The following is a 16,253-nucleotide window of genomic DNA, read 5'->3' as shown; positions in this document are numbered from 1 at the left end:
TATGTTAGCTGTGCCACGCCAGTAGAGGGACATAAACTTCAAGGTAGAGAAAGAAAGCCCTATTTGGTATAATTAATCCCATCCTACACCACTCGATTGGTTCTAATACATTCTCGATACCAATCAAAGCTGGCTTTCGGAATCCGGTTTTGAGTGGGATAATCAATATAAATCAATCCAAATCGACGATCATAGCCATAAGACCATTCAAAGTTATCCATCAAACTCCAAAGGAAATATCCATTTAGGGGATATCCTTCAGAAATAGCCCGATGAGCCGATCGCAAATGCTGACGCAGGTAAAAAATGCGGTCAATATCGATAACTTCCCCCTGACTATTTAACTCATCCGCAACAGCACAACCGTTTTCAGTAATCACAATGGGTAAATCGGGACGCCCTACTGTTTCACTAATATGGCGAATGCCCCAATAAATACAATCGGGTAAAATATGCAACCATGGCATATTTAGTTTCGGATAATGTTCGGGAAAATCGATAACCTCATATCCGCATTCATTATCAACAGCGCGAACATAATCACCGAAATAAACATTAAACCCCAGAACATCCAAAGGTTGATGAATGGTTTCTAAGTCTCCATCCTGAATATCGGGCGCATTCTCGCCTAACTGTTCCAACAACGCCGGACTATACTTTCCAGTTAAGGCGGGGAAAATAATCCCGCCATTTTGTCCACAGGTATGAAATGCTTTTTTAGCCGCCTCTATATGATCAGGAGATTCGGTAATCGGTACGGTTACCGCAAAATTATCGACTAAACTAACCGAACAGGGAACAGGAGATGCGGCGCGAATGGCTTGACATCCTAAACCATGGGCTAAAAGGGCGTGGTGAGAGGTTTGCCACACCTGCTTGAGTGAACTCACCCGCGTTCCCGGTGCATGAGGCGGATCAGAATCAACCCCATAACCCCAGTGAGTAAAGCAGGGTATTTCATTTAGCGTCATCCAATGGGTAATGCGATCGCCTAATCGACTGACAACGGCGGTAACATAGTCAGCATAATCGATTGCCATTTGCCGACTTTGCCAGGAACCATAAGCCTCTTCTAACGCCTGGGGGGAGTCCCAGTGAAACAAAGTCGCGTGGGGAGTAATCCCCTTATCCCGCAAGCAATCCACCAAACGCTTATAAAAATCAATCCCTTGTTCATTCACCGTACCACGACCATCGGGAATAATTCGTGACCAGGCGATACTAAACCGATAGTGCTGAATACCCAGTTGCGCCATTAAGTCTATATCGTGTTCGTAGCGATGATAATGGTCACAAGCCACAGCACCTGTATCGCCGTTCAGGGTACGTCCAGGGGTAGCACTAAATGTATCCCAGACACTTGGTTTGCGCCCACCTTCGTTTACTGCACCTTCGATTTGATAGGAAGCTGTGGCACTTCCCCACCAGAACTTCTCTGGAAATTGATAGCTGATCATAACTCACTGTTGGATTAGCTGCCAGCATTGTACCTGAATCAGAGTGGAAAATAATTTATTCAAACCTTATTAAAGTGTTTGGCATTTAAACCTTAATATCAATAATCAGGAAATCCTTGGGGTCTCCCGGATACTTGGTGAAAAACGTAGCATATTATACAAAATAAATGATGAAGAAAGGCTAAAAATCTTGATATGACTAGATTATAAGCTTGCGTTATCACAACAAGTACGGAAGAGCCATCCTTGTAGTGCGTTAAGCGAAGCCATGCGTGTATCACATTGAGTCTGAAAACGCTGTACAAATGACTAATGACCAATGACAACGAACCGATAACGAAATCTGACGGGGTAAATTTTGTACGACTGCTCAAGGTTGTTTAGTCGCGATCGCTAATTTCGCCCCCGGAATCTCACGCAACCGATCCATGACAGCAACAACTTGACCATGATCAACCACAGTATCGGCTTGAACGATAACCAACGCCTCCGAGTTGGGTTCAATAAGCTGGCGCACTTCAGTTTCTAAGCCATCTAGTTGAATCGACTGGCGGTTCAGTGATAACTGTCCTTTCGGATCAATCGTCACGGTAATTTTAGTCGAGGGTTGAACATTAGCTGTTTTTGCCTGGGGTAAATTGACAGGTAATCCTTCAGATCGGGTCAAAAATAGGGTTGAGATAATGAAAAAAGCCAAGATAGCAAAGATCACATCAATCATGGGGACGATGTTGATCTGAGTTGGCACCTCTGGCTCATCAGGTAGATGCATATTCTGGTTCTCCTTTTATCTGTTTTTGTTTTTCGTAGCGACGGCGGTAGAGTAGTTCCAGTTGACCGCCATATTCCTGGATCAGCGCGATTTGACGTAGATAAAACCCGCGAAAAATGTTAGATACCATCAGCGTAAACATCGCCACAACTAACCCGGCGGCGGTAGACACCAACGCTTCACTAATCCCGCCTGTGACACCAGTGGATTGACTTGCGCCGATATCACCCACGCGCAGGGAAGCGAAGGAGTTAATTAAACCCAAGACGGTTCCCAACAAACCCAGCATGGGTGAAAGCCCAATAATGGTTTCAAAGGCGACGCTAAATCGTTTGAGTATCGGTATCTCCGCTTGCGCCTCGCTTTCTAAAGCCAGCCGAAATTCCTCTGGGGTGGGTTGTTCGAGTTCTAACGCCGTCAAAAAGACTCGGGCAATGGGTAGATCCGCATTTGCTTTTAGGGTTTTAATCGCATCTATGGGATCACGTCGATAAAGAGACAGCACGTCTCGCACCAAACGGCGTTGTCGTCGATTCACGCGAAACCAAAACGCCGCACGTTCTATCGCCAGCGCGATCGCTAGCACAGAAAATCCCAGCAGGGGCAACATGACTACGCCACCTGCACTAAATATATTATTGACTTCCATCTAAGAGTGAGACCGTTTTTTGAACAAAGGCAAGACAAGCAACTTGCAAATACCCCATCTACTATGAACCTGTTGGTTGACCCCTTAACCCCGAACCTCTCCCTAGCCCTCTCCTACAAGGAGAGGGAACCGGAATATATTTGTTATGTGGAAAAGGCTTCCATCTCCCCCTTCCCTCGCAGGGAAGGGGGCTGGGGGGTTAGGTTTTTCCAATTCGCCAGCAGTATCCTTGCAGGGAAGGGGGCTGGGGGGTTAGGTTTTCCAAGTTCGCCAGCAGTATCCTATGTGTTTCCGACTGCAAGTTTGTCAACGAATACGCCTGTTGTAGCCCGATTGACACAGTTTGGTGTTCGCCAGTAAATGATACAAGTTCTCAAAAAATGTAGAGCTAGTGAGAATCACTTGTCAAGCCCATTCTGTAAAAAATTTTTTATTCAAAAAGTTTTTAGAGCTGAAAACCCTTTCTATATGGGGATATGGCGATTCAATCGGCACTCTGCAATCAGCCCTCTCAATTAAATTGTGTATTGACATTTGCACAGGGGTCGCTTACGTTACTTAAGCAACTGAAAACTAATGTCAATAAGCTATGGGCTTGTCAACGCTCGCTGTAGAGCAGCGAGACAAAGAAGACGAGGCTATTCGGTCTTTTGTTACCTATAGCCTTGTGGGTTCGCTGGCACTGCATGTCGTCGTGCTGATGCTTACCCATCTTTGGGTCAAAACGCCTGGGCTGGCAGAAGAACCGATTGAAATTATCGTCCTCGATGCGCCCAGCCCTCAAGCTGTAGCACCCAATTCAAACAATCAAGCAGAAGACTCAAACGATTCTGGGGGTAACGCTCAAGGTGGTGGCGCTAATGAAGCCTCTGCTGCATCATCGCCAGCAGGAACGTCTACACCAGATATTGCGCTATCGCCCCCATCGAGTTCTTCGGAAAACTCGTCCGGTTCCATCCAGCCTGTCACTCTGCCAAACCCTATAGCAACGCCTCCTGTAAAACGGAAACCTAAACCTGAACCTATTCAAACACCGGAGGTAGAAACAAAACCCGAACCTGAACCTGTTGAAACACCGGAGGTAAAAGCGAAACCGGAACCTGAACCTATTCAAACACCGGAGGTAGAAACAAAACCGGAACCTGAACCTATTCAAACACCGGAGGTAGAGACAAAACCCGAACCTGAACCCGTTGAAACACCGGAACCGCAAAAAACTCCGGAACCAACGCCGACACCTGTGGCGAATTTGCCAACAGAACCGACCTCAACACCTGAATCGACGCCAAACCAGATAGAGGAACCCCCCTCTGATTCGTCTTGGTTCAAACCCATTCGAGATATTTTCAAGAAACCTGATAATGCGTCAGGAGGTCAAACTGTTACCAGCAATGAAACAGAGTCGTTAAGCGATACCAGTGGAGAAAGTGAGAGCAACTCGTCTTCTGACTCCGCCAACGCCGGGGACAGTAACTCGGGTTTAGATAATGATACAGGCGACACTCAAGCTGGAACCGGGACGGATTCCGGAAATGGTTCCCAGATAGGGGATGACTCAGGGGATTTTGGTGAAGGAATAGGTGAGGAATCTGGAGAGGATTCACCCTTAGCCGCTAAACCGAGTCCACCTTTACCACCCACAACCTTTGATGACGATGAGGAGGATGAGAGCGATAGCCCAAAACCCGGTTCAAGAGACGCTTTGCTCAATTGTCGGAGCTGTCCCGATCCCGACTATCCTCGGAGAGCTAAACGACGAGGTTTAGAAGGAACGGTACAAATAGTCTTCGATGCTGATTCCACAGGAAATGTCAGCAATGTCAGACTTGCCAGTTCTAGCGGTTACGACATCCTGGATGAAACAGCTCTCTCTACTGTAAGACGGTGGCAATTAGCAGCATCAGAGAGTGGCTGGCGTGGTATCTCCGTACCCTTTACCTTTGCTCAACAAGGTTCTGACGTTGAGCGTCAAGCTCGCGAACGCCGAGAACGTCAAGCTCGTGAACGCCAAGCTCTTGAGGAACAACGAGAGCGGGAACGCCAAGCTCGTGAAGAACAGCGAAAGCGGGAACGTCAAGCGCTTGAAGAACAGCGAGAACAGAATAGCTCCGAGCCGCCTGATTTTGGCTTCGACACAGAACCTGTCGTTCCTCCATCACCATCTGTCGAACCATCGCCCATTCCGGAAGTATCGCCAACAACTCCTGATTCTTTCTCAGTTCCCGATGAACCGCCATCGGTGGAACCCTCGCCAATTCCGGAGCCATCAATTCCCCTAGAACCTGTGGAGGAAGCCATACCACCTGAATGAAAGGAAGTTTGTAGTAAGCGCTGTCTTCGCTGATGGCACTAAAGTGCCAACTACGAACCAATGCCGAAAAAAAATTCACTCAGCTATTGACAAGTATTCTTATTTAGCTCTATGCTTCTAAACTTAGATGAGAGAATTTTTTGAGAAACTATTTCAATTGTTTTGACGCTACCTGAAAGACTACTGCACAAGCTAGAGGTATTTGAACGTGCAAAAAGCTGAGAATTATTCTCATTTAGAGGAACCAACCCTTCTATCGCCACAGAGCGATCGCGACCGTAGAAAGGCAGAAGGAATCCATCCTGTTTCACCTGGTCAAGAAATTGGTTGTCAAGTGTCCTTACCGGGTCGAATATCCCACTGGTATCTCCAACGCCAGACCCAACGGGAATCAAATGCCCGCAGCTATCCCCGGCGGATTCCCATTGCCATGCGTGAAGCCAAGGGGATTTATGTTAAAGATGCCGATGGGAACCTGTATTTGGACTGTTTAGCGGGTGCTGGAACTTTAGCCCTGGGACATAATCATCCCGTTGTATTGGAGGCAATGCAGCGTGTGTTAAATGACAATCTCCCCTTACACACCCTAGACCTGACCACACCGATTAAAGACCAATTCGTTGAAGAACTATTCGCCAGTTTGCCACCCGCCTTTGCCCGGAATGCCAAGATTCAGTTCTGCGGACCCTCTGGGGCGGATGCGGTGGAAGCGGCGGTGAAGCTGGTGAAAACAGCAACGGGGCGACGTAGCTTACTCTCGTTCCAAGGGGGATATCACGGGATGACCCACGGGGCGTTGAGTTTAACCGGGAATCTGGCACCGAAAACAGAGGTGGCGGGGTTAATGGCAGATGTGCATTTTCTGCCCTATCCCTATCACTATCGCTGTCCCTTTGGATTTGGTGGGGAAGTGGGCTATAGCTTGGCTAGCCGCTATATTGAACATCTTCTGGATGACCCAGAAAGCGGGATTATTCCCCCAGCCGGGATGATTTTAGAAATCGTTCAGGGAGAAGGGGGCGTGATTCCGGCACCGGATCACTGGATGCGGCAAATCCGACGCATGACCCGCGATCGCACTATTCCCTTAATTGTGGATGAAATCCAGACGGGCTGGGGGCGCACGGGTAAACTGTATGCCTTTGAGCATTCCGGAATTATCCCAGACGTGGTGCTGTTGTCCAAAGCCATTGGTGGCAGTTTACCTCTATCCGTCGTCCTCTATAACCAAGAACTCGACGTCTGGGCACCAGGGGCGCACGCCGGCACCTTCCGAGGTAATCAGTTAGCTATGGCAGCCGGAATCGCTACCTTGGGCTATATCCAGGAAAACCACTTGACGGAACACGCCGCCGCGATGGGTAAGCGGTTGATGAATCACTTGTATCAGATTCAGTCTGAATTTCCCTGCATGGGAGATATTCGCGGACGAGGCTTAATGATTGGCGTGGAAATGGTTAACCCGGAAGCCTCAGCGGATCGGCGCGGCTGCTATCCTGCCCATTCGGGGCTAGCTAAAGCCATTCAACAGGAATGTGTGCATCGTGGCTTAATTGTTGAGATTGGCGGACGTTGGGGTAGTGTGGTTCGTTTTCTACCACCTTTAATTGTCACGGCGGAACAAATTGACCAAATTGCCGAGATCTTCCAAGCCGCCGTTAACGCCGCCCAACAGCAGATGCTGTCAGTGGTTGAGTTTCCGGAGGTGGGCTGATGGTGCAACTAACGCAGACATCCCTGCATAACCTAAACGGCTTTCTCGGTAATTCTGGGGACAGTATCGCCGCCTACCAAGATGCGATCGCAACTGCCCAGCAGGTTGTGATTGATTACTTGGCTAACCAAACTCGACCCTATAGCGGCGTGAATCCGGATGAGTTAGCCCGGATTCTGGCAACTCGTGAGACTTGTCCCGAACAGGGCAAGCAATTAAGAGAGATTCTTAACTATACAGGTGAGACGATTCTCAATAACTCTGTGGTTGTATCCCATCCCACTTGCATCGCCCACTTGCATTGTCCCCCCTTAATCCCCGCCTTAGCCGCCGAGGTGTTAATAGCCGCTAGCAATCAATCGATGGATTCGTGGGATCAGAGTCCCGCTGCTACCTTACTGGAACAACAGGTAATTAATTGGCTGTGTCAGCTATTTGGATACGAACAGACCAGTGATGGTATTTTTACCAGTGGGGGAACCCAATCCAATTTTATGGGATTGTTACTTGCCCGTGATCGTTATCTGCGCGATCGGTTCAATTGGTCTGTACAGCAGCAAGGATTACCGCCAGACGCTTCTCGGTTACGGATTTTATCCTCAGCCGTCTCTCATTTTACCATCCGTCAAGCCGCCGCTTTGCTGGGATTAGGAGAACAGGCTGTCGTCCCCGTTGAAACGGATAGCAACTATCGCCTTTGTCCTCACGCCCTGACCCATCAGTTAGCCCAACTTGATCAGCAAAACCTGTTACCGATTGCCCTAGTTGGCACTGTTGGCACCACCGACTTTGGCAGCATTGATCCGTTACTCGAACTAGCAGCAATTGCCCAAAACCACGGACTTTGGTTCCACATTGATGCCGCTTATGGGGGCGCATTAATAATGAGCGATCGCCATCGGCATAAACTCACAGGAATTGAATTTGCCGACTCTATTGCCGTAGACTTCCATAAGCTATTTTACCAACCAATTAGCTGCGGCGCATTCCTACTGAAAGACCGATCTGAGTTTAACGCGATCGCACTCCATGCCGACTATCTCAATCCTCAGACCAATGTCGAAGCTGGGATTCCCGATTTAGTCACCAAATCCATACAAACCTCCCGCCGTTTTGATGCCCTAAAATTATTTGTTTCCTTACAAACCTTGGGACGTAAAGGATTCGCTAATTTAATCGATACCACAATTGATTTAGCTGTCCAAACTGCCCAATTAATTGACGCCGAGCCCAACCTGGAATTAGTCAATCATCCCACCATTAATGCTGTCGTATTCCGCTATTGTTCCCAGCACCCCTCCTCTAGTAATTCCATCAATCGTCAAATTCGCACAACTTTGATGGAAAACGGAGAAGCCGTTCTCGCCCAAACTCAGATTGGTCAACAAATTTACTTGAAATTCACCCTACTCAATCCCAAGACTACTGTTGACAATATCAGGCAACTTTTACACCAAATTCAACACCTTTGTCATCAATTAGAATTAACCGGAACATGAAATATGATCCCCCTTAGCCCTTTTCACGGGACGTCTATAAACCTGAATCGGGGCGGGTTTAGTCACTTATGGATACAACCCAAAAGATAATAGTGAAACCCGCCCCTACAGACATTGCGCTACATACTTTCTTGATATACCGTAGGGTGGGCATTGCCCACCAGCCTTAAGTCAGCGCCATTCATCTTAAATACACGAACCACCTACTTATAGAAATCATAGACATGATAGAACCCACAATCGTAGAAGCCAGCAATTCCCCAGCCCATCTCAATCCCACGGACAAACAAATTGCCGAACACGCCACGATTCAAAGCTTTCTCAATTGTTATCTGCGAGAAACAGGCATTACCAGTCCCAACCCCCAAGAAATTCGCTGTAATTTACCCCATCAAGGCGTACAACTCATTGCCAAAATACGATATTGGTCTCCTACAGGACGCCATTTATTCTCCTTTCCCCTCTATTACCAAACCGCAAACGGGAATCAGTTAGAACTTGACTATGTAACCTTAGTCGCCCTTCTCACCAAAGAACTTGCGCTCGCCCAAGGGAGTGCGAATCACTGCGATGAATTACTGCTACGAGTGATTCAAAGCTGTTGGAATATTGAACAATTTGTCAAGCATCGCCGTCGAGATGCCGAACTCCTTTATGGATTTACCAGTTCATTTGGCGAAACTGAACAATCTCTCGTATTTGGACATCATTTACACCCCACCCCTAAAAGCCGTCAGGGATTTTCCAATGAGGAACTATTTACCTATTCCCCGGAACTTAAAGGAAAGTTTGCCCTCCATTATTTCCGCGTCCATCATTCAATTGTTCAGGAAGGTTCCGCCCTCCCCCAGACAGCAACATCCCTAATTAAGACACAATTACAATCTGACCCAGAGATAGATAGTGAATTTAAGCAAACCTATTGTCAGGAGTACGACTACAGCCTACTCCCTGTACACCCTTGGCAAGCCAAATTTCTCCAGCATCAACCTACTGTTCAAAGCTTATTCAAGCAGGGATTACTCCAAGATTTAGGACAGCAAGGTCGCGCCTTTCTACCCACCTCATCGATTCGCACAGTCTATCATCCTGAATCAGCATTTATGCTGAAATTATCGTTAAACGTCAAAATCACAAATTCGGTGCGAACCAACTTATATAAAGAATTGGAACGAAGTGTAGAAGTTTATCGCCTGCTTGAGGGTAAAATTGGTCAAGACTTGCGAGAAAAATTTCCTCAATTTTCGATCATTCGTGACCCCGCTTATATTACAATCAAGATGAACGGGGAACCTCAGGATAGTTTCTCAACCATTTTACGAGAAAATCCATTCATCCAGCATCCTGAAACCGATGCCACTTGTTTAATTGCCCTATGTCAAGACTCTATCTTTGGTGATGGTTCGCGATTAGCTCACATTATTCATCAGCTTGCCAAACAAGAACAACAGTCAACAGCAAAAGTTAGTGTAGACTGGTTTCAGCGTTATCTAAAAATTTCCTTGGAACCGATTCTTTGGCTGTATTTTACGTATGGAATTGCCATCGAAGCCCATCAGCAAAATAGTGTATTGCAATTACAAGACGGTTATCCATTCCGGTTCTTTGACCGGGATAATCAAGGGTATTACTACGGACAATCTTTTTCTCAGCAATTAGAGGGTATTTTGCCAGGGATTAGCCAAAAAAGTCAAACTTTTTGCGATAATGCAGTTATTGATGAACGATTAGGGTATTACCTATTCTTAAATAACCTGTTTGGCTTAATCAATGCCTTTGGGGTTGCCGGATTAGTGGATGAAAAGGTACTGTTAGCCGAACTGCGAATGACTTTAGAAAAACAGGCAATTTTGCAGATGGGAGGTTCTGTACTCTTACCCACTCTTTTATCTCAAACTCAACTGCGCTGTAAAGCTAATTTGCTGACTCGTTTTCATGATATGGATGAATTAGTGGGTTCGGTTGCGACCCAGTCTGTTTATGTCAGTATTGATAATCCTTTGGGGAAGAGGGAAGAGGGAATAGGCAATAGCAACAGCAAGTAGGTTGGGTTGAGGAACGAAACCCAACACCATTGCTAACAAACTAGAACCCTGATTTGGGGCGGGTGTAGGGTGCGTTAGCGTAGCGTAACGCACCATTTTAAACGATAGTAATGAAACCCGCCCCTACATGATTTTAATCACTCAAATTAATTCAAGGAATTTGGCTGAAAACAAATGGTACTTCCGACTTCAGATGAGGGCGAGTCAAGAAACATAATCGGCTGTCCCCTAAATGATAATCCAGCGACTCGCCCCTACAAGTACAAGGCAAGACTACATTATTCAAATCAATCGACGAATGTCACCCACAAACACCATTACTCAACCCAAACCTACCTACCAAACCTTTGACCCTGATATCAATAAACACATTACCTTTCGTCCCCTTATTCTCGACCAAGATTTATCCTTCCTTCATAACTGGATGAATCAACCCCATGTTATTCCCTTTTGGAACCTAGCCCTTACCCTAGACCAAATGCGGAACCATTTAGAAAAAACCCTCGCCGATACCCACCAAACCCTTTATATCGGTTGCTTAGATGGCGTACCTATGAGTTACTGGGAATCCTATTGGGCAAGTGAAGATAGAATCGCCCAATACTATTCTGCCCATCCTACAGACCAAGGGATTCACCTATTAATTGGTGAACCTGACTACTTAGGGAAAGGATATGCCCTTCCCTTACTCCGCGCCATGACAACCTTTCAATTTCAACACCCAGACACCAAAAAAATTATTACCGAACCCGATAGCCGCAACGCCAAAATGATTCACATCTTTAAACGCTGTAGCTTTAAACCCCAAACCAATATTCAACTTCCCGAAAAACAAGCCACCCTAATGTTTTGTCATCGCCAAACGTTCTTCAACCGTTAAAAAAATGTCAAATCGCATCTACGATATCATCGGCGTCGGCATTGGACCCTTTAATTTAGGGTTAGCCGCATTATTAGACCCCCTATCGGAAATCGACGCCCTATTTTTAGACCAGAAATCTCAATTCCAATGGCATCCCGGCTTACTCATGGAAGGAACCACCATTCAAGTTCCCTTCCTGGCCGACTTAGTAACCATGGCAAACCCCAGTAGCCGCTTTAGTTTCCTGAGTTACTTAAACGCCCAATCCCGTCTCTATCACTTCTATTTTTTAGAAGACTTTCATATTCCCCGGCGTGAATATAACCACTATTGCCAATGGGTTGCCCAACAATTACAAAGTTGCCGTTTCGGGGAACAAGTAGATACTATTTCCTGGCAAGAATCTCTAGGCTGTTTTGAGGTGAAAACCCAGAACTCAACTTATCACTGTCACAATTTAGTCTTAGGAGTGGGTAGTGTTCCCAAAATACCCCCCTGTTTTCAGGGACTAGAAACCCAAGATATCTTCCATTCTGCCCAATTTTTGCATCAGCGCGATCGCATACGTCATTCCCAGTCAGTTACGGTTATCGGTTCCGGACAAAGTGCAGCGGAAGTCTTCTATGAACTTCTCCAAGAACAACAGACATACAACTATCGCCTAGACTGGCATACTCGTTCCGCTGGTTTCTTACCCATGGAATATTCCAAACTGGGATTAGAACACTTCTCCCCCGACTATATCCACTACTTCCATAGCTTACCTCAACCCAAACGCGATCGCGTACTGTCTCAGCAAAATTTACTGTACAAAGGCATCAGCTTCAATACTATTGCCCAAATCTATGACTTACTCTATGAACGTACCGTTGCGGGTAATCGTCCCGATGTGCGATTGTTACCTTTAGTCGAGGTTAAAGAAGTTGAACCAATCACCACAAACGGGAAAACAACCTATCGACTCAGTTATCGCCATGTCCAACAAGATCAACGATTTACTTATGAAACCAATTGTGTTATTTTAGCAACGGGTTATGAACACCAGATTCCCGATTGTATCGATGGAATTCGCCCCTTAATTCAGTGGGATAACCAAGGGCGTTATATCGTCAATCTTGATTACCGCCTCGCCCTTACCCAAGAGATTCCCAATCAGATTTTTGTCCAAAACGGCGAGTTACATACTCACGGCGTTGGTGCGCCTGATTTAGGCTTGGGTGCTTATCGCAATTCTGTGATTATCAATACCCTTGTCGGACAAACAATTTACCCGGTTCAACGCCATAACGTTTTTCAGCAATTTGGTGTAGCCTGATGAAACAGCGACAGAAATGGGTTTGGGGCGCACTGTTTCTCTGCGTATTCCTAGCCATCTTTAACGAGGTTTTACTCTCGCCATTCTATCCCCAGTTTTTCCGCAAAGTATTCGGCGTAGAAGACTTATCCTATACCGGCTATTACATTTTCGCTTGTCGGTTAACCGTGGTACTCTGCGCCCCAATTTGGGGAATTCTAGCCCGTCGGTTTGAGGTAAAATACTTGCTATTTGTCGGTCAGATAGCAACAGCCGTGATGACGGCGTTAATGGCAACAGCGACAAATCACCAACAGTTTCTTGTCTACACAATTGTGTTGTTGCTGTTTAAAAGTAGTTATTTGTTGGTTTATCCCTTAATTATTCAATTAGCCGGGGAAGCCCAAAGACCAACCGTTGCTGGAACCTATCAAGCGGTATTTCATGGGGCAATTGTCAGCGCGACAATTACTGGCGCTTGGATGGTAAACTTTGAATCGCCGTTACTGTTGTTTTATTGGATTGCCCTAGCTGATGTTTTCCAATTGGGGTTATGTCTCTATGTACTGCGAGGAGTATCAACGCGGCGAGTAGAGTTAGCCGTTGAGGAAGATAAGGGAGATAAGGAAGATGAAAAGCGAAGCGAAGGATTAGACAGGGCGGGTTTTGTACAAAGATTAACGTCAATAGGCAAACGAAAGTCCCTAAACCCGCCCCTACAGACGCATAAGCGCACGTCTCAAAATCATGCCCTCGAAGGTCGTGAAGGGTCAAAACTCAACACTTCCCCAATTAAGGGAGATAACTGGACGTTTTTGATTACCATTGGTGTCGTTATTCTCTCGTTCCATCTGGCAAATAACCTAGTGCGTCCCTATTTTACGGCATACGTCACAGCGGCGACTCCCTTTAATACCAGCCTGCTGACGAGTAGTGTACTCTTTCTCATTCCCAGCCTTATGGCAATTGTCGCCTTACCGTACATTCGCCAAGCTTGTCAGCCAGAACGTTTGAATACTATTTATCCCTGGGGAATAGGTTTAATCATGGTGAGTTTATACCTGCAAGGACAAACACAAAACCTAACAATTTTAGTCTTAGCCCGAATGGTTTACGGTTTCTGTTTTGCTGTTACCCAAGCCGCTTTGGAATTAAAGTTATTTGGCAAAAGTCGCGATAATCGCCTCCATTTCAACTATAGCCTTGCCACTTCCTTTGCCAATGTTGGACATCTAGCCGCCCCATTAATGGCATCTTGGCTAGTCAGTACCCAGAGTTTAGTCGCGCCATTTTTAACCGCCGCCGCAATTTGTGGGTTTAACAGTATTTTTGCCCGATGCGCTGTTTTCCGTTCTTTCAAAAGTGAACAGAGAATGGGAGAGATGGGAAGTTAAATCAACACTTTTGCACTCAGTCAGGGCGGGTTTAGTTACATCTGGGTGAGAGAAGAAACGATAGTAGTAAAACCCGCCCCTACAAACTCAAAACTAATTAATTATCAACTATGGAACATTTAAACAGTCTCAACCATGCTTTACAGCCAGAACGCTGGCAATCTGTCGGTCGTATCCTCTTGGCAAAAATGCTGTCGGAATTTATGTACGAAGAAATTATTCAGCCGGAAGTGATTCAGCAAAATGATGAACCGCCTCTCTATCACCTCTCCTTACCCGAAGGTATCGCCTATCGTTTTGCGGCTAAACCTCGCTTATTTAACAGTTATCGGGTTATCCCAGAATCGATTCAGCGAGGACAAGGACATGATTGGTTACCCGCGTCTAATCCTTTCCAATTTGTCTTAGATGCCCATGTTGCTGTGGGAATGACGGCGGAAACGACTGCCCATTTAATTAAAGAACTCAGTAATACGTTGCTAGCTGATGCCCATATTTATGCCGCAAAAGATAATCAGAATATTGATTGGTTGACCCTAGATTATGCCCATTTAGAAGGAGAAATGGAGGGACATCCTTGGATTACGTTTAACAAAGGACGAATTGGCTTTGGGTATGAAGATTATCTAAACTATGCCCCCGAATGTAAACAGCCTGTCAACCTAAATTGGATTGCTGTTCGCCATGACCGCGCCCAATTTAATTCGGTTGCGGGACTGGACTATTCCCTATTAATTAAAGAGGAATTAGAGGCAGAAACGCTGGCTGAATTTGAGAAAACATTAAACGCCAAAAATGTCAACTCATCAGACTATTATTTCCTACCTGTGCATGAATGGCAGTGGCAAAATATCATCATTCCCCTATTTGCTGGAGAATTAGCGACAGGGGCGATAATCTATCTGGGTTGTAGTCGCGATCGCTATTTACCGCAACAGTCGATTCGCACCTTTGCTAATATTAGTTATCCCCAAAAACGCCACGTTAAATTGCCCTTAAGTATTCTGAATACTTTGGTATATCGCGGGCTACCAGGAGACAGAACTGTCATCGCACCCCAGGTTACAGAATGGGTAAAATCGATTTGCGATCGCGACCCATTTTTAAGGCATGAATGTCGTCTAATTCTACCGGGAGAAGTTGCCAGTATTAACTATGATCATCCCTACTACGCCCAACTCCCCAGCGCCCCCTATCAATATAAAGAAATGCTGGGGTGTCTGTGGCGGGAAAGTGTCTTGGCTTATGTTGAACCTGATGAACGGGCGATTACTCTAGCCTCACTGCTTCATGTCGATGGTAGTGGTCAACTGTTTGCGTCTCGTTTAGTGGCGGAATCAGGACTCAGTTTAGATGCTTGGTTAGAGCCCTTGTTCAATACAATTTTGCCGCCTCTATTACACTGTCTTTACCGTTACGGGCTTGTATTTTCTCCCCATGGTGAAAATACGATTCTGGTTCTTAAAAATTCTGTTCCTCATCGTTTAGCGATGAAAGACTTTGTGGATGATGTGAATATTAGCCGTCATCCGTTACCCGAACTGGAATCATTACCGCCAAATTTGAAAGCCGTCTTATTAACGGAACCGCCAGAAGGACTTTGCCAATTTATTTTCGCGGGGTTGTTTATCTGTCACCACCGTTATCTATCGGATTTGTTGGAACTTCACCACAATTATCCAGAACGTCAATTTTGGATACAAGTGCGCCAAAGTATCTTAAAGTATCAACAGCGTTTTCCCGAATTGCAGGAACGATTTGAGTTATTTAATTTACTTGCACCCGAATTTACTAAACTCTGTCTGAATCGGAATCGTTTGCTGACTTATGGGTATGCAGATGATGGCGATCGTCCTCATGCTGCTGCTTTTGGCAAGGTTAGTAATGCGTTGTACGAAGTTGGAAAAGAGCCGATTTTGTCATGAAATTGACCGATCGTTGTAGGTTAGGTTGAGGAACGAAACCCAACAGATCTCCTAAGAGTTGGGTGACTGTTCGATCAAGCTTTAGCCAATTTAGATGACCTAACCCCCCAGCCCCCTTCCCTGCGAGGGAAGGGGGAGAATCTAAGCCTCTCCCCGCGTCGGGGAGGGGTTTGGGGAGGGGTCTTTCCCCTAATTAGGGCTTGCTGCACAAAGCCGAAACCCTTAGCTATCAATACTTTGAGCCATATTGACAGTGGATAAAGTGCAAGGAAATGGGGTAGCATCCTTCATAAGTATGGCATCACCTTGCTCAGGTAAAATGTACCCTTGC

11 protein-coding genes are annotated in these 16,253 nt (G+C 46.0%); 8 read left to right on the top strand and 3 right to left on the bottom strand.

Annotation, left to right across the window (positions count from 1 at the left end):
- Positions 1-83: 83 nt before the first annotated feature.
- From RIB93_RS24745 to RIB93_RS24735, 3 genes are all read right to left on the bottom strand, one after another.
- A complete protein-coding gene (locus RIB93_RS24745) occupies positions 84-1,457 on the bottom strand; it encodes a GH1 family beta-glucosidase (RefSeq protein ID WP_446376651.1) in 1,374 nt (457 codons plus the stop codon).
- 370 nt (positions 1,458-1,827) lie between these two features.
- Positions 1,828-2,229 carry an ExbD/TolR family protein gene (locus RIB93_RS24740; RefSeq protein ID WP_446376649.1) on the bottom strand — a complete coding sequence of 134 codons (402 nt, stop codon included), beginning with the start codon at positions 2,227-2,229 and terminating at the stop codon, positions 1,828-1,830.
- Positions 2,216-2,878, bottom strand: coding sequence for a MotA/TolQ/ExbB proton channel family protein (locus RIB93_RS24735; protein WP_446376647.1), 663 nt, complete (start codon positions 2,876-2,878; stop codon positions 2,216-2,218). The genes RIB93_RS24740 and RIB93_RS24735 overlap by 14 nt, the downstream gene beginning before the upstream one ends.
- A 589-nt stretch (positions 2,879-3,467) precedes the next feature.
- On the opposite strand from RIB93_RS24735, the gene RIB93_RS24730 reads away from it, so the two are divergent.
- From RIB93_RS24730 to RIB93_RS24695, 8 genes are all read left to right on the top strand, one after another.
- A complete protein-coding gene (locus tag RIB93_RS24730; RefSeq protein WP_446376645.1) occupies positions 3,468-5,189 on the top strand; it encodes a TonB family protein in 1,722 nt (573 codons plus the stop codon).
- A gap of 334 nt (positions 5,190-5,523) precedes the next feature.
- Positions 5,524-6,903 (top strand): diaminobutyrate--2-oxoglutarate transaminase, encoded by a 1,380-nt coding sequence (locus RIB93_RS24725; RefSeq protein WP_446376707.1) that lies wholly within the window; start codon positions 5,524-5,526, stop codon positions 6,901-6,903.
- Positions 6,903-8,402, top strand: coding sequence for a pyridoxal phosphate-dependent decarboxylase family protein (locus RIB93_RS24720; RefSeq protein WP_446376643.1), 1,500 nt, complete (start codon positions 6,903-6,905; stop codon positions 8,400-8,402). The genes RIB93_RS24725 and RIB93_RS24720 overlap by 1 nt, the downstream gene beginning before the upstream one ends.
- A gap of 224 nt (positions 8,403-8,626) precedes the next feature.
- Positions 8,627-10,447, top strand: a complete 1,821-nt coding sequence (locus RIB93_RS24715; protein WP_446376641.1) for an IucA/IucC family protein — start codon at positions 8,627-8,629, stop codon at positions 10,445-10,447.
- Positions 10,448-10,745: 298 nt separating this feature from the next.
- Positions 10,746-11,327: a GNAT family N-acetyltransferase gene (locus tag RIB93_RS24710; RefSeq protein ID WP_446376639.1), complete on the top strand. Its 582-nt coding sequence runs from the start codon at positions 10,746-10,748 to the stop codon at positions 11,325-11,327.
- 4 nt (positions 11,328-11,331) lie between these two features.
- Positions 11,332-12,624 (top strand): lysine N(6)-hydroxylase/L-ornithine N(5)-oxygenase family protein, encoded by a 1,293-nt coding sequence (locus tag RIB93_RS24705; protein ID WP_446376637.1) that lies wholly within the window; start codon positions 11,332-11,334, stop codon positions 12,622-12,624.
- The gene (locus RIB93_RS24700) at positions 12,624-13,997 is read left to right on the top strand and encodes an MFS transporter (RefSeq protein WP_446376635.1); all 1,374 of its coding nucleotides are present in this window, start codon (positions 12,624-12,626) and stop codon (positions 13,995-13,997) included. Before RIB93_RS24705 ends, RIB93_RS24700 begins: the two co-directional genes overlap by 1 nt.
- Before the next feature lie 110 nt (positions 13,998-14,107).
- Positions 14,108-15,922, top strand: a complete 1,815-nt coding sequence (locus RIB93_RS24695) for an IucA/IucC family protein (protein WP_446376633.1) — start codon at positions 14,108-14,110, stop codon at positions 15,920-15,922.
- The last annotated feature ends 331 nt before the right edge of the window (positions 15,923-16,253 follow it).

It is taken from the genome of Coleofasciculus sp. D1-CHI-01, assembly GCF_040218875.1.
In the GTDB taxonomy this organism is placed as follows: domain Bacteria; phylum Cyanobacteriota; class Cyanobacteriia; order Cyanobacteriales; family Coleofasciculaceae; genus Coleofasciculus.
This window is presented reverse-complemented; position numbering and strand designations above follow the sequence as displayed.